The organism is Haloferax sp. Atlit-10N (genome assembly GCF_003586325.1).
In the GTDB taxonomy this organism is placed as follows: Archaea; Halobacteriota; Halobacteria; order Halobacteriales; family Haloferacaceae; genus Haloferax; species Haloferax prahovense.
On record NZ_PSYX01000004.1, the window covers coordinates 191,803 to 209,425 of the forward strand.

Below are 17,623 nucleotides of genomic sequence, written 5' to 3' on the forward strand. Positions count from 1 at the left end.
GACCGAGACGACGAACCGACACGGAGACACGACACACGACACAATGCTCGAAACCACCCACTTCACCGACATCGACGACATCAGCGCATCGGAGTTAGACCGCGTCCTCACCCGCGCCGCCGACATCAAGTCCGGCGACGACGAGACGCAGCTCACCCGAGCGACGCTGGCGATGCTCTTCGAGAAGCCGAGTACCCGGACGCGTGTCTCCTTCGAGACGGGGATGACCGAACTGGGCGGCCACGCGCTGTTCCTCGGCCCCGAGGACATCCAGCTCGGCCACGGCGAGCCGCTTTCGGACACCGCGCGCGTGCTGGGTCGCTACGGCGACGCCATCATGGTCCGCCTGTTCGACCACGAGGACCTGCTCGAAATCGCCGAACACTCCGACGCGCCGGTCATCAACGGTCTGACCGACGACGCCCATCCCTGCCAGACGCTCGCCGACCTGCTCACCATCCGCGAGCGCGTCGGCGACTTCGACGAGGTGCAGGCCGCGTGGGTCGGCGACGGCAACAACGTCGGCCAGTCGTTCGTCCTCGGCTGCGCGATGGCCGGCATCGACCTCACCGTGGCGACGCCGCCGGCGTACGGCGTCGACGACGACGTGCTCGAGAAGGCGGCGGAACTCGGCTCGACGCCGACGATTACGACCGACCCCGAGGAGGCCGTCGCTGACGCGGACGTGGTCTACACCGACGTCTGGATTTCGATGGGTCAGGAGGACCAGCGCCACGAGAAACTGCAGGCGTTCGAGGGATTCCAACTCAACGAGGACCTGCTTTCGAGCACCGACGCGAAGGTCATGCACTGTCTGCCGGCCCACCGCGGCGAGGAGATTACCGGCGACGTGCTCGAAGGCGAGCGCTCGCTCGTCTGGGACCAGGCGGAGAACCGCCTGCACGCCCAGAAAGGGCTCATCGTCGAACTGCTCGAAGAATAGTCCGGGTCTGCAGCGGTCGCCGCTCTTTTCAGCGTCTCAGAAGACGCCGTCGAGCGCGGGGTACGACGCCCCGAGGACGGCCCCGTAGACGACGTGGCCGACGAGGCTCGTCACGTTCACGTTCGGGAGCGGCGGGTTCGCGGGCGAGCCGACCGCACCGAGCCACACGGGCATGACCAAGACGGCGAGGACGACCCAGAGGACGACACCGTAGCCGACGCCCGCTCCGAGCGACCTGAGCGAACCGTCGAGGTCGAAGTCGAGGGCGCTCACGAGGCCGGCGAACGCGACGCCGAGAATCGCGCCGTGGGCGACGTGGATGGTGAAGCCGGCGGCCCCGCCCGTCAAGCCGTACATCGAGGGAATGGCGACTTCGAGGACCGGCCGCATCTGGACGACCATCATCGCTCCCATGACGACGGCGGCGAGCGAGCCGGCGGCGACGCCGGTGCGCCAAGAGGTGGCCGTCGTCGATTCGAGTCGTGTCGTGGCTGTTTCAGAGGCCATGGTTAGCGTGCCAACGTCTGGCACGATAACGGTCACTCGGACGGGCGGCACCGCCGCACCGCAGGGGTACCATTATACCGGACCTGTCGAATCCGGCGGTGTCGAGGGCTCCGAGCCTTTTAATCGGATGGCGGCCGAGATTCTCCCGTGGCCCACGCCAACGGCGCACCCGACGACGGCGACGCGGACGGAGCGTGGCGGTTCTTCCCGTACGACGAGCCGTACCCCAATCAGGAGGCGGCGATGTCCGGCATCGCAGACGCCCTCGACGACGAGCGGAACGTCCTCCTCGAAGGGGCGACCGGGACCGGGAAGACCATCTCCGCGCTCGTGCCCGCGCTCTCGTACGCCCGCGAGCACGACAAGACGGTCGTCATCACGACGAACGTCCACCAGCAGATGCGCCAGTTCGTCGAGGACGCCCGCGCCATCACCAGAGAGGAGGCCATCCGCGCGGTGGTGTTCCGCGGGAAGTCCTCGATGTGCCACATCGACGTGGGCTTTCAGGAGTGCCAGACCCTCCGCGATACGACCCGGAGCATCGTCGAAAAGGAGTCCGACAAGGCCGAGCTCTCCGAGCAGGCGCAGTCGCTCCTCGACGGGATGCGCGAAGGCGAGTCCGGCGCGGCCGACGCGCGAAGCGCCGTCACGGACGAACTCGACAGCATCGACGACGAGCTAGAGGAGTTGAAGGAGGGCAACTACTGCGAGCACTACTACAACAACCTCGCGCGGAACACCGACGAGTTCTTCCAGTGGCTGTTCGACGACGTGCGGACGCCCGACGAGATTTTCGAGTACGCCGGGAAACAGAACCTCTGCGGCTACGAACTCCTCAAGGAGGGCATGGAGGGCATCGACCTCGTCGTCTGCAACTACCACCACCTGCTCGACCCGATGATACGCGAGCAGTTCTTCCGGTGGTTGGACCGCGACCCCGACGACGTGATTACGGTGTTCGACGAGGCGCACAACATCGAGAGCGCGGCCCGCGACCACGCGAGTCGCGCGCTCACCGAGAACACGCTCGAGAGCGCGATGAACGAGCTGGAAGACGAGGACGACTCGCGGGCCGAGAGCGCCCGCAACGTCATCGGGACGTTCCTCGACTCGCTTCGCGACAGCTACGAGGAAGCGTTCGGCTTCGGCGAGCGCGAGCAGGTCGGCGAGAACTGGTACGACCTCTCTATCGCCAATCAGGGCCGCCGCGACGACCTGACGATGGAGTTCCTGCAGTCCTACGAGGGCCGCGGCATCGACGTGGAAGTCGAACTCGCGCTCCAGTTGGGCAAGCAGTTGGACGAGCAGTACGAAGACGCGTACAAGAACGGCGAGGCGACGACGCGCAAGGAGTGCCAGACGCTACAGGCGGCGAACTTCATCGCCGACTGGACGGAGATGGGCGGCGAACTCGGCCGCCATCCGATGCTGTCAGTCCGGCGCGACGGCGGCACCGACGAGATTTACGGCCGCGCGGAGCTGTACACCTGCATCCCGAGAGAGGTCACGAAAGAGCTGTTCGAGGAGGTCCACGCGAGCATCCTGATGTCGGCGACGCTCCGCCCGTTCGACGTGACGGAGGGGACTCTTGGCCTCAAAAACCCCGTCACGATGGCCTACGGCCTCGAATACCCCGAGGAGAACCGCCGGACATTTTCGGTGTCGCTGCCCGCGCTGTTCTCCTCCGAGCGCGACGAGCCGAGCACGCAGGAGACCATCGAGGGGATGCTGGCCGACGCGGCCACGTTCACGCCGGGCAACACGCTCGTGTTCTTCCCGTCGTACGCCGAGGCGGAGCGCTACCACGAGCGCCTACGGGCGAACCCGGACGTCGACGCGGAGCTGTTCTTGGACGAGCCGGGCGTCCGCGCCGAGGAGCTTCGCCGCGAGTTCGTCGGCAAGGACGGCGCGGTGCTTCTCACCTCGCTTTGGGGGACGCTCGCCGAGGGCGTGAGCTTCGACGGCGACGACGCCCGGACGGTCGTGGTCGTCGGCGTTCCCTACCCGCACCTCTCCGAGCGATTGGAGGCGGTACAGGACGCCTACGACCGCGCCTATCGCGGCAAGAAGGACGCCGGCTGGCGCTACGCCGTCGAGATTCCGACGATTCGAAAGACCAGACAGGCGCTCGGCCGGGTCATCCGCGCGCCCGACGACTTCGGCGTCCGCGTGCTGGCCGACAAGCGCTACACCCGCGAGAGCTCCTCGATGGGCAAGTACGGCGTCCGCGGGTCGTTCCCGGTCGAAGAGCGCGCCGAGATGGTCGACATCGCGCCGAACAAGCTCAAGTTCGCGATGCTGAACTTCTACAACGACCGCGACGCCTACGACGGCGACCCGCCGCGGCCCTGAGCGGGTCGCGGTCGGCACGGAAACGTCGGTCGCGACCGCCGTGCAATTCTTACCTGTTCGAACCAACACAGGGTGATGAGTGCGACCCCTCCCGGACCGAAGGGCCTCCCGTTGTTCGGCGCGAGCAGACAGTACGCCCGCGACCCGTTTACGTTCCTGACGGCTGTCGCGGACGCCTACGGCGACGTGGTCCACTTCGACCTCGGCCCGCTCGACACCTACATGCTCACGAATCCGGCGGACATCGAGACGGTGCTCGTGAGCGAGGCGTCGAAGTTCAGGAAGCCGCAGTTCCAGGACCGCGCCATCGGCGACCTGCTTGGCGACGGCCTGCTCATGAGCGAGGGTGCGACGTGGAAGAAACAGCGCCAACTCGCCCAGCCGGCGTTCGACGTGCGGCGCATCTCGACGATGGCCGGCATGATGACCGACCGGACGGAGTCGATGCTGTCGTCGTGGGGCGACGGCGACGTGGTCGACGTGCAACTGGAGATGGCGCGGCTGACCGTCGAGATAATCGTCGACGCCATGTTCGGCACCGATCTCGACGACGAGCGCATTCGGCGGGTACAGGAGAACCTCGAACCGCTCGGGGCGCGGTTCGAACCCGACCCGTTTCGGTTCCTGACGCCCGACTGGGCCCCGACGCGGGAGAACCGCCAGTACAAGGAGGCGCTGTCCGAACTCGAATCGCTCGTCTGGGACATCGTCGAGGAGCGCCGCGGGACCGAGTACGGCGAGACGCCGGCGTCGTCGGTGCCGGCCGACGCGACGAGCGACGACCGGCCGATGGACCTGCTTTCGATTCTGCTCCGCGCCCACGACGAGGGCGAGCAGACCGAAAAGAACCTCCGCGACGAGCTGATGACGATGCTCCTCGCGGGCCACGACACGACGGCGCTGACGCTGACGTACGCGTGGTACCTGCTCTCGCAACACCCCGAGGCGGCGGCGAAGCTCCACCGCGAACTGGACGAGGTGCTCGGCGGGCGGACGCCGACGTTCGAAGACGTGCGGAAGCTGGAGTACACCGAACGCGTGCTGAACGAGGCGATGCGGCTGTACCCGCCGGTGTACGTCATGTTCCGCGAGCCGAAGGTGGACGTTCGTCTGGGCGGCTACCGCGTCCCGGAAGGCTCGGCCATCATGCTCCCGCAGTGGGTCGTCCACCGGTCGGAGCGCTGGTGGGACGACCCGCTTTCGTTCGACCCGGACCGCTGGGCACCCGAGCGGGCCGGGGACCGCCCGCGCTTCGCGTACTTCCCGTTCGGCGGGGGGCCGCGCCACTGCATCGGTAAGCACCTCTCGCTGCTCGAAGGGCGGCTCATCCTCGGCACTGTCGCCCAGCGGTACGAACTCGACTACGTCCGCGACGAGCCGTTCTCGCTTCGCGGGTCGCTGACGATGCACCCCGAAGAGCCGATGGGGATGCGGCTCCGGGCGCGCGACTGACGGGGCGGGGCGACACACCGGCGGTCGTCGCTTCGCCGACGGCGACGCGGTCGAATCGCCGCCGTCAGGCCGGAAGCGAAATCGAGGCCGCGGTCTCGCGGAACGACGAGTCGTAGATGTCGAGCTGCGAGACGGTCCACTCGACGGGCTCGATGGACTGGCTCGCGACCGCGCGGGCGTCCGCGAGACTGCCGCCGCGGGCGAGCGTGACGTGCGGGACGTACTCGTCGCCCTCCAGTCCGTCGACAGCGCCGAACTCGTCAGTGAGCGCGCGGTGCAGGTCGGCGAGGCCGGGGCTCTCGACAGCGAGATAGACGACCGGCGCGGCTCCGCGCGGCGGCGCTTCGAAGAACCGGATGTCGGTCACGCGGGCTTCGAACGCCGGCTGACCGGCGAGCACGCGCCGCAACTGTTCGTGTAAGCGGTCGAACTCGGTGTCTTCGAACCGCTTGCAGACGAGCGTGTGCCGGTCGCGAACCCGGTCGAACGGGGCGAGGTACGGAAACAGGTCGGACGCGAGGCGGGCGACCCGCCCCGGAACCGGGACGTTCAGACTGTACACGCCCGTGACTCACGCGAGAGACACAAAGGCGTATCGTCGCCGCGGGGGGTCAGATTCGGTCGAGCAGCCAGAGGACGATGAGCGCCGCGACGACGAGTCCCAGAATCGGCTGGAGCGGGCCGAGCAACGCGCCGAACAGCCCGAGCACCTCGCCGATGATTTCGAGCACGAGCCAGACGAGGACGAGCAGGAGGATGATTTTCAGCAGGTCCTCCACGTCGATTCGGCCGCGGTTCGTTCGCATACGGGGCGGTCGGGCGTTCGCGGACAAATAGCTGGTGGCCGGGTAGCTTTATTCCGCTTCGGTGTCACTCTCCACCATGGACAGCCTGTTCTACCAACTCGGGAAGCTCTCGGCGTCCTCGTCGTCTTCGTCGTCGGGCGCGGGGCGGGTCGACAGCGAGCCCGGCCGAATCCCGCGTTGGCTTGGTCCCCTCGCCGTCGCGGTGATCGTCTTCGGCCTCGCCGTCGTCGTCTTCCCCGTCACGCCGCTGACGCTCGCGGGATACGTCGTCCTCGCGCTCGCCGTCGCCGCGGTGTACGACGCGGTCGAAATCGTGCAGGCGTACGAAAAGCGGACGCTGACCGTGTTCGGCGACTACAAGGGCATCCTCGAACCGGGGCTGAACGTCGTCCCGCCGTTCGTCTCGAAGACCTACCGCTTCGACATGCGAACCCAGACGCTCGACGTGCCCTCCCAAGAGGCCATCACGGAGGACAACTCCCCCGTGACGGCGGACGCCGTCGTCTACATCCGCGTGATGGACCCCGAACGCGCCTTCCTGCAGGTCGACAACTACCGCCGGGCCGTCTCGCTGCTCGCGCAGACGACGCTGCGGGCCGCCCTCGGCGACATGGAACTCGACGAGACGCTGGCGCGCCGGGACCACATCAACGCGCGCATCCGCCGGGAACTCGACGAGCCGACCGACGAGTGGGGCGTCCGCGTCGAATCCGTCGAGGTCCGCGAGGTGAAGCCCTCGAAGGACGTCGAGACCGCGATGGAACAACAGACCTCCGCCGAGCGCCGCCGCCGCGCCATGATTCTCGAAGCGCAGGGCGAACGTCGCTCCGCCGTCGAGAAGGCGCAGGGCGACAAGCAGTCGAACATCATCCGCGCGCAGGGGGAAAAGCAGTCACAGATTCTCGAAGCGCAGGGTGACGCCATCTCGACGGTTCTGCGGGCCCGCGCGGCGGAGTCGATGGGCGAGCGCGCCATCATCGACAAGGGCATGGAGACGCTGGGGAACATCGGAACCTCGCCGTCGACGACGTACATCCTCCCGCAGGAACTCACGTCGCTGCTCGGCCGCTACGGAAAGGGGTTGACCGGCTCCGATATACAGCAGGCAGCGGGCCTCGAAAGCAAGGCGTTCGACGAGGAGACCCGCGAACTCCTCGGCCTCGACGACATCAGTGAGATACTCGGTGAGTTGGACGGCATCGAGACGGCGGACATCTCCGCCGACGCGGTCGACATCGAAATCGAAGACGGCGGCGTCGAGGCTGAGCGGGTCGAGTGAGCCAAAAATCGAATACGCGAAGCAGTCGCGATTCCACCGACGCGCCGAGGGGCCGGTGCAGCGTCGTGTCCGGTCTGCGGGGCGACCGGCGCGAGCCCCGTCGTCCGGCCGTCGCGGTTCGGCGAGGCGCGGGACGGACGTGAAACGGGAGCCGCTCGGGTCGTCGGAGTCGGAATCGGCGACTGATTCCCCGTCGCTCGTCGCGGTCGAACGGGAGTCGGAACCCTCGGGAACGTTCCCTCGAACGCGGGCGAGAGACGGGCGTCGGCGTCCCACCACCGGTCTGCGGTTCGCGCAGACACCGTTCGATACGTAATAAACACTATTAATTGTCTAGGTTGTTGAAACGTGAGGCGCGTTTGTCGACAATCGACAACCCGAGCGATTAATCACCTTTATTTCTATTTTTCACCACGTAGAATAATTTAACCACGTCCGACTCCGACCGTGTGGTATGCAACAGCAGTCGTCGGTCGGCACGCGGTCGCTGTCGGCGTCCCGCGCCGAGATGAGCGAGATTTTGATGCCCAACGACACGAACAACCTCGGACGCGCCCTCGGGGGGCGGATTCTGGAGTGGATGGACGTTTGCGGGGCCATCGCCGGGCGACGCTTCGCCGAGCGGCAGGTAGTCACGGCGTCGATGGACCACGTGGACTTCCTCGCACCCATCGACGTGGGCGACGTGGTGACCGTCGAGGCGTACGTCTTCGACACCGGTCGCACCAGCATGGACATCAAGGTCGACGTGACCGCCGAGCGACCGAGCGAGGGCGACCGCCGCGAGACCATCACCTCCTTTTTCACCTTCGTCGCGCTCGACGACGACGAGAAACCGATTCCGGTTCCGGACCTCGTCTGCGACTCCCAAGAGGAGCGCGAACTGCGCGACGCGGCGCTTCAGAAGCGCCGCGAGCACCGCGCCGCGCTGGCAGAAGAGTTCGAGTAACGCGGACCGCGAGGGGTCGCGGCGCTTATTTTTCGTCCGCCGCGCGGACGGTCAACACCGGTGCGTCGGACTGGCGGACGACGCGCTCCGTGACGGAGCCGACGAGGTAGTGGTCGAGGCCGGTTCGACCGTGGGTCGCCATCACGACGAGGTCGACCTCGGCGTCGGCGGCGTAGTCGACGATAGTCGAGTGAGGCACGCCCTCCTCGACGATGCGTTCGGTCGCGACGCTGTCAGGGAGCGCCTCGACGGCGGCGTCGGCCGCCGACTCCGCGCGGTCGAGTTCGGACTTCTCCCACACGTCCGGCGCGATGCCGGCCGAGGGCGACTCGAAGCGGTTACGCGAGTCGGCCACGGACAGGACGTGGACCGTCGCGCCGTACGTTTCGGCGAGGGTCGCCGCGTGCTCGATGGTCGCATCGGTCGCGTCGCTACCGTCGGTCGGAAGCAGGATGTGGTCGTACATGGGTGAGGGTTCAGAATCGAGGACTGTGAAAGTGGTGCCGGTGAAAACGGTTCGAGCGGGTCGTTAGATGCCCAGCGCCATCATGAACAGCGCAATCGAGATGACGGCGAAGAGGACGCCGACGAAGTTCTTGATGACGTCGGTCTCCAGCGCGTTCGACACGTAGGGGGCGATTTGGCCGCCGAGGACCGTCGCGGGGACGGTGAAGACGACCATGTTCCACGGCGTCGTCGCGAGGCTCAGCGAGTGACCGCCGACGATACCGCCGCCGAAGACGTGGACGAGCGACGCCAGGATGGCGGTCAGCGCGACCACGATGTGGTTCGTACCGATGGCGACGCGGACGGGGACTTTCGTGCTGAGCATCGAGATGATGCCGAGTTCGCCGACGCCGAAGCCGGCGAGGCCCTGGAACATCCCGCCGACGCTGTAGTTGGCGAAGCGGCGCAGGTAGCCGCCGCGGGTGTAGGTGTAGTCGTCGCCCTCGCGGTCGACGCGGGTGACGGTCCCGTCGTCGGCCGTGTGGACGCCCGCGGGGCCGAGCTTACCGGGGTCGTTGGGGAGGCTCGCGGAGACGGTGCCGCCGTCGGTGGCCGCGGCGTGGTCGGAGTCCGACGAGCCGGGTTCGTCGTGGCCGAGGTCGGCGTTGAACAGCAGGTAGGACGCGGCGAGCAGCGCGATTCCGAGCAGCGCGTGGAACACCACGTCGGGGATGACGAACGACAGGAGCGCGCCGCCGACGACGAACGGAATCGAGCCGCCGACGAGCGTCAGCGCCAGTCGCCGGTCGACGAGGCCGTACTGGATGAAAGCGACGGCCGAACTGGAGAGGCCGAACGCCTCGCTGATGAGGCCCACTTTCACCAGCGTCGACGAGTCGAGCGGGTGCGCGAAGATGGGGAAGATGAAGATGAGGAACGGGACGAAGAGCGCCGACCCGCTGATGCCGACCGTGTTCACGATGGTCGCGCCGGTGAGGAACACCGGGAACAGCCACCAGTACTGGAGCCAGTACTCCATGCCTGCACCCGACGGCGTCGGTGCCATGGTGAACACCGAGGCGAGGAACAGCAGGGGAGCGATGAACACGAGGATGTGTTGGTACTTCAGGAACGACTTCTGGACGTGACTGAGAGACTGAGAGCTCATGGTTCTCGTTGTTATCAGTACGCAGTAGCGTTCGCGTGCACTCGCGTGGAGTGGCACGTCGAAAACAGCCCGTTCGCCGAGTCATCAGCGGCACCGACCCGCGCGTGTTCACCGTCTCCCGAGGATGCGACCGCGTCGCACGCCGGATGGGCCGGCGTGCGGTGGTCGCCCGAACTATCGAGCACTCCGTGCTCGAATCCGCGGACCATTCAGGTAATGCCTCCGTTGGGGTAGGCGTGGTGAACGGTGTGGGTTGCAGGCTCGTCCGCCGAGGTGCGGATCACGGTGGAACGGGCATAGCGAGGTCGGGCTAATAAGTCTTGATGTCGACCCCCCAATTTGGGTACGGTCCACACACCGACGCGCGTCGAAAAACCAGTAACATGTGTTTCTATCCAAAATCTGTGCTCAGTCGTTGGGTTCGAACGCCCGTCTGACCAGCGCCCGTTCGGTCTCGTAGGTGAGCCGTTCGAGCGCTGCGGCGGGGGTGGCCCACTGGCGCGCGTCGACCTCGCCGTCGGGTTCGAACGGGCGCTCGTCGGCGACGCGCATGTGCCAGACGAACACGCCCTTCGGGCCGCTCCGTGTCCCCGCGTCGTCGGGAACGCGGTACTCGTAGCGCCCGGCGAACCGGCCGCAGTCGACCTCGCATCTCGTCTCCTCGCGGACCTCTCTGACGGCGGTCTCGATCAGCGTCTCGCCCGGTTCGAGTTTCCCCTTCGGGAGCGACCAGTCGTCGTAGCGCGGCCGGTGGACGAGACAGAGTCGGCCGTCGTCGCGGCGGAGGAGTCCGCCGGCCGCGAACGTCAGGGTCGGTGGTGAGGACACGACCGGTCAGAACTCGTCCGGGGGCGTCAGGCCGTCGTCGGCCTCGCCGTCGTGTTCGTCGGGGTACTCGGGCGCAACGCCGTCTTCGAGCGCGTCCACGTCGAACTCGCGGCGGAGGTTCTGGATGCGGTCGCGGATGTCGGCGGCGAGTTCGAACTCGAGGTTGTCGGCGGCCTCCTGCATCCGGTCTTCGAGGAAGGCTATCTGTTCCACCGCCTCGTCGGCGTCGGCGGGTTCGTCGCCGGAGACGCCGCGGGTGTCGGTCTTGCTCCCCGGCAGGTTCGTCTCGCCGACCTCCTTTTCGATGGTCGTCGGCGTGTAGCCGTGTTCCTCGTTGAACTCCTGTTGGATGCGGCGGCGGCGCTGCGTCTCGGAAATGGCTGCCTCCATCGCGTCCGTCATCTCGTCGGCGTAGAGCACGACCTCGCCGTTGACGTTGCGGGCGGCGCGACCCATCGTCTGGACGAGCGTGGTCTCGGAGCGCAGGAAGCCCTGCTGGTCGGCGTCGAGGATGGCGACGAGCGAGACCTCCGGGATGTCGAGGCCCTCCCGGAGGAGGTTGATGCCGACGAGCACGTCGATGTCGCCGAGGCGGAGCGACCGGATGAGTTCGTGGCGTTCGAGCGTGTCGGTCTCGTCGTGCATGTAGGCCACGTCGACGCCGGCCTCTTCGAGGTACTCGGTGAGGTCTTCGGCCATCCGCTTCGTGAGCGTCGTGACGAGCACGCGCTCGTCGCGGTCGATGCGCTCGTCGATGCGGGCCATGAGGTCGTCGACCTGTCCGGTCGCCTCCGTCACCTCGACTTTCGGGTCCACGAGGTGGGTCGGCCGAACGATTTGCTCGACGATTTGGTCGGAGTGCTCGCGCTCGTAGTCGCCGGGGGTCGCGGAGACGAAAAGCGCCTGTCCGACGGTCTCTTCGAACTCCTCGAAGGTGAGCGGGCGGTTGTCGTAGGCCGTCGGCAGGCGGAAGCCGTTTTCGACGAGCGAGTCCTTTCGGGACTTGTCGCCGGCGTACTGGCCCTTAATCTGCGGGAGCGTGACGTGCGACTCGTCGATGACGGTGAGGAAGTCGTCGGGGAAGTAGTCGAGGAGCGTGTAGGGCGCGTCGCCCGGCTCGCGGTCAGAGAGGTGGACCGAGTAGTTCTCGATGCCGGAGCAGTGGCCCGTCTCGCGGAGCATCTCGATGTCGAAGGTGGTGCGCTCTTCGATGCGCTGGGCGGCCACGAGGTCGCCCTGTCGCTGGAAGTGCTTCACCCGCTGTTCCATCAGCTCCTCGATTTCCGAGATGGCTCCTTCGAGCTGCTCTTCGGGGATGGAGTAGTGCTCCGCCGGGTGGACGAGCACCGCCGGCTCCGACGACTTGACCTCGCCCTCCAGCGGGTCGAGCTTCAGCATCCGGTCGATTTCGTCGCCCCAGAACTCGATGCGGACGGCGTAGCGACCGTACATCGGGAACACCTCGACGGTGTCGCCGCGGACGCGGAACGTGCCCTGTCGGAAGTCCACGTCGTTTCGCTCGTAGTTGAGGTCGACGAGCGCGCCGAGCAGTTCGTCGCGGTCCATCTGCTGGCCGACCTCCAACCGGAGAGACATGTCGGTGTAGTTCGTCGGGTCGCCGAGGCCGTAGATGGCGGACACCGAGGCGACGACGATGACGTCGTCGCGGGTGAGAAGCGACCGGGTCGCGGAGTGGCGGAGCCGGTCGATTTCCTCGTTTATCGACATGTCCTTGTCGATGTAGGTGTCGGTCTGTTCGATGTACGCCTCGGGCTGGTAGTAGTCGTAGTAGGAGACGAAGTACTCGACCGCGTTGTCGGGAAAGAGACTCTTGAACTCCTCGTACAACTGGGCGGCGAGCGTCTTGTTGTGCGCGAGGACGAGCGTCGGCTTCTGAATCTCCTCGACCACCCACGAGACGGTGTTTGTCTTGCCGGAACCGGTGACACCGAGCAGGGTCTGCACGTCGGCACCCTCGCGGAAGCCGCGGGCCAGCGCCTCGATTGCCTCGGGTTGGTCGCCCGCGGGGTCGAAGGGGGCGTCGACGCGGAATTCGCGGTCTGCGTCGGGTCTGTCGGCGGACAGGGGACCGGACTCGCTCATTGCCCGTCCTTGGGTCGCGGCGTACTTGAGCGAGGCGGTGCTTGTCGCCGGAGGAACGGTTTTGGGTCGGGCTGTCGAACCGTTCAGTATGACGCGAGCCGAACTCGAACGCGCGAGCAACCTGCTCAAGGAAGCCGCCGAGGCGACCGAGGGCGACGTGCAGGAGCGACTCTACGAACAGTCCGACCAGCTCGCGAAGCTGGCGACGCGCGAGCAGGGACCGGACCACGGGCGACTCGCCCGCCACATGACGGTCCTCCACGAACTCGCCGAGGGCCTCGACGGCGACGTCGCCGAGACGGTCCGCGAGGCTCGAAGCGAAGTTCTCGAATACCGCAAGGGCGTCCCCGGCGTCTGACGACCGGCTGACAAACCCCCTCGTTTCTACTGGAACTCGCCCGTTACGCCGCGAGTCGGCGCTGTCAGCACTGGGCGAACGAAGATACAAGTTCCGAGCATAACGCACAGCGAGCCAGGCCGAAGTCGAGTCTCGCGGCTGTTTTCCCCACCGTGAGACGCGCTGCGTCTCACGAGCCGTCGTTCCGCTACCGTTCGCGGAGACGGTCTACGCCGGGTGGGTCGCCAACGGCGACCCTCTGTGAGTGAAAAGGGGGCTTAGCAGACGTTCTTCGGCTTGACGCCCATGCCTTCCAGCGTCTCGACGTACTCGTCGTAGGCGGCTTCGACCACCGCGTCGGCGGCCTCGCGGGCGACGGCGTCGTCCTCGACGAGGCCGTCGATGGCGGCTTCGAGCGTGTCGAGTTGGTCGTTGAGGTCGGACTTGAGCGTGCGGAAGTCGTTGGCGGCCATCGGGTCCGCGTCGCCGACGAAGAAGCCGACCATCTGCTCGACGGTCTTCAGCGACACGAGCGCGCGGGCGAGCGCGCCGCCGAGGCGGCCGTCGGTCGTCTCGAACTCGGCGAGCACGTCGTAGACGTTCGGCTTCGAGCCGTCGGACTCCGCGCCGACGGTTTCGGCGTGCTCCCGGGCGGTGTCGGCGAGGTCCGAAAAGAGCGCGGCCGCCTCGTCGTTCGGTTCGTCGTCTGCCCACCAGTCGAACAGGTCGGCGGCGGCGGCGGCCTCGGCGGCGGCCGCGGCGCGGACCGCGTCGCCGTCCATCTCGCCGCCGGTGACGGCGTACAGCGCCTTCGAGGAGCCGAGTCGGGAAAGCGGCGTCTCGTGGTCGTCGCGGAGGGTGTCGAGGAGTTCGGACATACGCTCCCGTATGTCCGTCTCGGGTTTGTACCCATCGGCGGCGGCGAGTCCGGCGCGGGTCTGCGACGACCCGACCCGATCCCAGACGACGACCGGCGTGTCGGCCGGTTCGTGACATTCTACCGAATCGAACTAGCAGGAATATTAAACATTATATATTGTATTATCATGAGGTTATCCGAGCTATGACAAACGCTATCAGGCAGGCGGCGGAGCGCAGTTCGAAACTGGTCGAACAGTACCTCCCCGACGCGTTCCTGTTCGCCATCATCCTGACCGGAGTGGCGTTCGTGCTGGCGCTGGTGTCGGTCGCGCCGGCCGAGGGGGTCGGCGTGGTCGGACACGCCGGGAACCTCCTCATCGACGGCTGGTACGGCGGCTTCTGGAACCTGCTTTCGTTCGGGATGCAGATGACGCTCATCCTGATGACGGGCTACGCGCTCGCGCAGACGAAGCCCGTGGACTGGCTCCTGACGCGCCTCGCGGGCGTCCCGAACACGGAGCGAGGGGCGGCCGCGATGGTGCCGGTCGTCGCCGCCGCGGCGTCGTTCGTCCACTGGGGCCTCGGCCTCGTCGTCGGGGCGCTGTTCGCCCGGAAGATAGCGACCGAGATGCGCGGCATCGACTTCCCCATCGTCGTCGCCGGGGCGTACTCCGGGTTCGTCGTCTGGCACGGCGGTCTCGCGGGGTCGATTCCGCTCCTGTTGAACACCGAGGGGAACTTCCTCATCGAGGCGGGCATCCTCGACACGACGTTCGGCACCGGCGGGACCATCTTCACGGTCGCCAACCTCGTGTTGGTCGTCGCAGTCGGCTTCCTCTTCCTGCCGGCGCTGTTCGCGCTCATGTACCCGACCGACGACGCGAAGAAGACGCCCATCGACCCCGCGGCGTTCGAGACGGCGACCGACGGCGGCGAGCAGGCGACCGGCGGGTGGGCCTCCACGGCCGTCCCCGACGACGCCTCGCTCGCGACGCGCATCGAGCACTCGCTCGGCATCGGCGTGGCAATCGGCGTCGTCGGCCTGCTCGCGGTCGCCCTGTACTTCTGGGAGGGCGTCCAGAACGGGACGATGCCGTGGAACAATCTCAACCTGAACATCGTCAACTTCGGTTTCCTCTTTCTCGGCCTGCTGTTCCACGGGACGCCCAAGGCGTACATCGAGGCCGTCGTCGAGGCCGTCGAGAACGTCTGGGGAATCATCCTCCAGTTCCCCTTCTACGCGGGCATCATGGGCATCATGGCCTACGCGCCGGAGGGCTCCGTCAGCCTCGCCACGCAAATCGCACAGGGCATGGTCGCCGTCGCGCCCGACGGGACGCTCCCGGCCTTTGCCTTCTTCACCGCCGGCCTCGTGAACTTCTTCGTCCCCTCCGGCGGGGGCGAGTGGGCCGTCATCGGCGAGACGCTCGTCACGGCCGCGAAGGCGTCCGGCGAGTCCATCCCGCGGGTCGCCGTCGCCGCCTCGTGGGGCGACGCGTGGACCAACATGATTCAGCCCTTCTGGGCCATCCCGCTGCTCTCCATCAGCGGCCTGTCGGTCCGCGACATTATGGGCTACTGCGTGATGGTGCTTCTCGGCGCGGGCGTACTCGTCGCCGTCGGCATCAGCGTCCTGCCGATGTGAACCGCAAAAAGAACCGGTCGGTCGGTATCGAAACGAACTGAGGCCGAGGCGGCTCAGTTACCCTTCTCGACGGGCGCGCCGACGAGGTTGCCCCACTCCGTCCACGAGCCGTCGTAGTTGGTGACGTTCTCGTAGCCGAGGAGTTCGTGAAGGGCGAACCACGCGATGGACGAGCGCTCGCCGATGCGGCAGTAGGCGATGGTGGACTCGTCGCCTTCGATGCCCTGGTCCGCGTAGAGGTCGCGGAGTTCGTCGGCAGACTTGAAGGTGCCGTCGTCGTTGACGGTCGCGGCCCACGAGATGTTGCTCGCGCCGGGGATGTGGCCGCCGCGCTGGGCGGTCTCCTGCAGTCCCGGGGGCGCGAGAATCTCGCCGGAGAACTCTTCGGGCGAGCGAACGTCGACGAGGGGAAGACCCTTGTCGACCGCCTTCTCGACGTCGTCGCGGTACGCGCGGATGTCCTCGAAGGGACCCTTGGCGCTGTAGTCTTGCTCCGGGAAGGACGGGATTTCGTCGGTCGTCGGATAGTCGTTGTCGACCCAGTAGTCGCGGCCGCCGTTCATCAGGTGAACGTTCTCGTGGCCGTAGTACTTGAACTGCCAATAGGTGTAGGCGGCGAACCAGTTGGAGTTGTCGCCGTAGAGGACGACCGTAGAGTCCTCGGAGATGCCGTGGGAGCCGAGGAGGTCCTCGAAGTCCTCCTTGGTCAGCACGTCGCGGGTCGTCTGGTCCTGCAGCTGGGACTCCCAGTTGAACCCGATGGCACCGGGGGCGTGACTCTCGTCGTACGCCTCGGTGTCCACGTCCACTTCGACGAGTCGGTACGCCGGGTCGTCGCTCTGGAACTCGTCGAGGTGGCTCTCCACCCAGTCCGCAGAGACGAGCACGTCCTTCGCGTAATCGGAGTTTGACATCGCGTTTCACCGTACAACAGGAAGGCCCATAACTCTCACAGCGACGGCATGTACGGCCTGACCTCGGGTGATGCGGCAATATTGTCCCAGATAAGGCGGGGGAGACGGCGAAAGTGACTCGGAGAACGGCCGTCTCGGGGATTCTCAGCCCGGTATCCGACGAAACCAGCAACAACATCCGCTACCCCGGACACGTGGCGAGGGGTGCGAGGAGGGGCGGACCTAAATCCGCGGCCCGGAAACGTGGGGACATGGTAGACGTGGTCTCTTCGACGTGGCTCGCGGACCGACTCGGCGACGTTCGCGTGGTGGACGTACGGGACGGCTGGGAGTTCGACGGCATCGGGCACCTCCCCGGCGCGGTGTCGATACCCTTCGACGAGTTCCGAAGCGCCGACGGCGACGTGGGAATGCTCCCCGGCCGCGACGCGTGGTCCGACCTCCTTTCGGGCGCGGGCATCGCGGCCGACGACGACGTGGTCGCCTACGACGACACCCACGGCGTCTTCGCCGCCCGCTTTCTCGTGACCGCCCTCCTCTACGGACACGACCCCGAGAAACTCCACCTCCTCGACGGCGACTTCAGCGCGTGGAACCGCGAGCGCGAGACGACGACCGAGGCGACCGAGGTCGAGGGAACGGTCTACGAGATAACCGACCCGACCGAGACGCCGCTCGTGGACTTCGAGGCGGTCGAAGCCGCGCTCGACGACCCCGAGACCGTCATCGTGGACACCCGCGACCCCGCGGAGTACGACGAGGGCCACCTCCCCGGCGCGGTCAACCTCGACTGGCGCGAACTCGTCGACGACGAGACCCGCGGGCTGAAACCGCGGGACGAACTCGACTCGATTCTGGACGACGCGGGCGTCACCCCGGACCGTCGGGTCGTCCTCTACTGCAACACCGCCCGGCGCATCAGCCACACCTACGTCGTCCTCTCGCACCTCGGCTACGACGACGTGGCGTTCTACGAGGGCAGCCTCACCGAGTGGGAGGAACGCGACGGCGCGGTCGTCGAGGGCTGACGAG

At 66.8% G+C, this 17,623-nt stretch carries 17 protein-coding genes; 8 read left to right on the forward strand and 9 right to left on the reverse strand.

The genetic code is table 11. The features are described from left to right. Positions 1 to 43: 43 nt before the first annotated feature. The gene (argF, locus tag C5B91_RS14140; protein ID WP_115819879.1) at positions 44 to 943 is read left to right on the forward strand and encodes an ornithine carbamoyltransferase; all 900 of its coding nucleotides are present in this window, start codon (positions 44 to 46) and stop codon (positions 941 to 943) included. 36 nt (positions 944 to 979) lie between these two features. On the opposite strand, the gene C5B91_RS14145 is transcribed toward argF, so the two are convergent. Then, complete coding sequence (locus C5B91_RS14145) at positions 980 to 1,450, reverse strand: DUF6789 family protein (protein ID WP_004045043.1); 471 nt, start codon at positions 1,448 to 1,450, stop codon at positions 980 to 982. 147 nt (positions 1,451 to 1,597) lie between these two features. On the opposite strand from C5B91_RS14145, the gene C5B91_RS14150 reads away from it, so the two are divergent. Continuing rightward, positions 1,598 to 3,802 (forward strand): ATP-dependent DNA helicase, encoded by a 2,205-nt coding sequence (locus C5B91_RS14150; RefSeq protein WP_008090993.1) that lies wholly within the window; start codon positions 1,598 to 1,600, stop codon positions 3,800 to 3,802. A gap of 75 nt (positions 3,803 to 3,877) precedes the next feature. After that, the gene (locus tag C5B91_RS14155) at positions 3,878 to 5,254 is read left to right on the forward strand and encodes a cytochrome P450 (RefSeq protein ID WP_115819880.1); all 1,377 of its coding nucleotides are present in this window, start codon (positions 3,878 to 3,880) and stop codon (positions 5,252 to 5,254) included. 64 nt (positions 5,255 to 5,318) lie between these two features. Here C5B91_RS14155 and C5B91_RS14160 read toward each other — a convergent pair whose 3' ends face one another. Further along, the gene (locus C5B91_RS14160; RefSeq protein ID WP_049967917.1) at positions 5,319 to 5,816 is read right to left on the reverse strand and encodes a 2'-5' RNA ligase family protein; all 498 of its coding nucleotides are present in this window, start codon (positions 5,814 to 5,816) and stop codon (positions 5,319 to 5,321) included. A 49-nt stretch (positions 5,817 to 5,865) separates the two neighbouring features. Next, positions 5,866 to 6,060 (reverse strand): hypothetical protein, encoded by a 195-nt coding sequence (locus C5B91_RS14165; protein ID WP_004974006.1) that lies wholly within the window; start codon positions 6,058 to 6,060, stop codon positions 5,866 to 5,868. A 76-nt stretch (positions 6,061 to 6,136) separates the two neighbouring features. On the opposite strand from C5B91_RS14165, the gene C5B91_RS14170 reads away from it, so the two are divergent. Then, entirely contained in the window at positions 6,137 to 7,339 is a 1,203-nt protein-coding gene (locus tag C5B91_RS14170; protein ID WP_008090984.1) for an SPFH domain-containing protein, read from the forward strand. Positions 7,340 to 7,793: 454 nt separating this feature from the next. Beyond that, on the forward strand, positions 7,794 to 8,288 hold the full coding sequence (locus C5B91_RS14175; RefSeq protein WP_042665339.1) for an acyl-CoA thioesterase: 495 nt from the start codon (positions 7,794 to 7,796) through the stop codon (positions 8,286 to 8,288). 25 nt (positions 8,289 to 8,313) lie between these two features. On the opposite strand, the gene C5B91_RS14180 is transcribed toward C5B91_RS14175, so the two are convergent. The 4 genes from C5B91_RS14180 to uvrB form a co-directional block, all read right to left on the reverse strand. Then, a complete protein-coding gene (locus C5B91_RS14180; RefSeq protein WP_008090982.1) occupies positions 8,314 to 8,754 on the reverse strand; it encodes a universal stress protein in 441 nt (146 codons plus the stop codon). A gap of 63 nt (positions 8,755 to 8,817) precedes the next feature. Continuing rightward, a complete protein-coding gene (locus C5B91_RS14185; RefSeq protein WP_008090981.1) occupies positions 8,818 to 9,903 on the reverse strand; it encodes a sulfite exporter TauE/SafE family protein in 1,086 nt (361 codons plus the stop codon). A 408-nt stretch (positions 9,904 to 10,311) separates the two neighbouring features. Then, entirely contained in the window at positions 10,312 to 10,731 is a 420-nt protein-coding gene (locus C5B91_RS14195) for an NUDIX hydrolase (protein WP_008090980.1), read from the reverse strand. 6 nt (positions 10,732 to 10,737) lie between these two features. Then, complete coding sequence (uvrB, locus tag C5B91_RS14200; protein ID WP_115819881.1) at positions 10,738 to 12,834, reverse strand: excinuclease ABC subunit UvrB; 2,097 nt, start codon at positions 12,832 to 12,834, stop codon at positions 10,738 to 10,740. 88 nt (positions 12,835 to 12,922) lie between these two features. On the opposite strand from uvrB, the gene C5B91_RS14205 reads away from it, so the two are divergent. Then, on the forward strand, positions 12,923 to 13,192 hold the full coding sequence (locus C5B91_RS14205) for a hypothetical protein (RefSeq protein ID WP_008090978.1): 270 nt from the start codon (positions 12,923 to 12,925) through the stop codon (positions 13,190 to 13,192). Between the two features lie 257 nt (positions 13,193 to 13,449). On the opposite strand, the gene C5B91_RS14210 is transcribed toward C5B91_RS14205, so the two are convergent. Further along, positions 13,450 to 14,049, reverse strand: coding sequence for a hypothetical protein (locus C5B91_RS14210; protein ID WP_008090975.1), 600 nt, complete (start codon positions 14,047 to 14,049; stop codon positions 13,450 to 13,452). A gap of 185 nt (positions 14,050 to 14,234) precedes the next feature. Here C5B91_RS14210 and C5B91_RS14215 point away from each other — a divergent pair, with 185 nt between their 5' ends. After that, positions 14,235 to 15,677 carry a short-chain fatty acid transporter gene (locus C5B91_RS14215; RefSeq protein WP_008090973.1) on the forward strand — a complete coding sequence of 481 codons (1,443 nt, stop codon included), beginning with the start codon at positions 14,235 to 14,237 and terminating at the stop codon, positions 15,675 to 15,677. Positions 15,678 to 15,730: 53 nt separating this feature from the next. On the opposite strand, the gene C5B91_RS14220 is transcribed toward C5B91_RS14215, so the two are convergent. Further along, positions 15,731 to 16,591: a sulfurtransferase gene (locus C5B91_RS14220; protein WP_004045008.1), complete on the reverse strand. Its 861-nt coding sequence runs from the start codon at positions 16,589 to 16,591 to the stop codon at positions 15,731 to 15,733. 251 nt (positions 16,592 to 16,842) lie between these two features. Between C5B91_RS14220 and C5B91_RS14225 the strand changes: the two genes are divergently transcribed. Continuing rightward, entirely contained in the window at positions 16,843 to 17,619 is a 777-nt protein-coding gene (locus C5B91_RS14225) for a sulfurtransferase (RefSeq protein ID WP_115819882.1), read from the forward strand. The last annotated feature ends 4 nt before the right edge of the window (positions 17,620 to 17,623 follow it).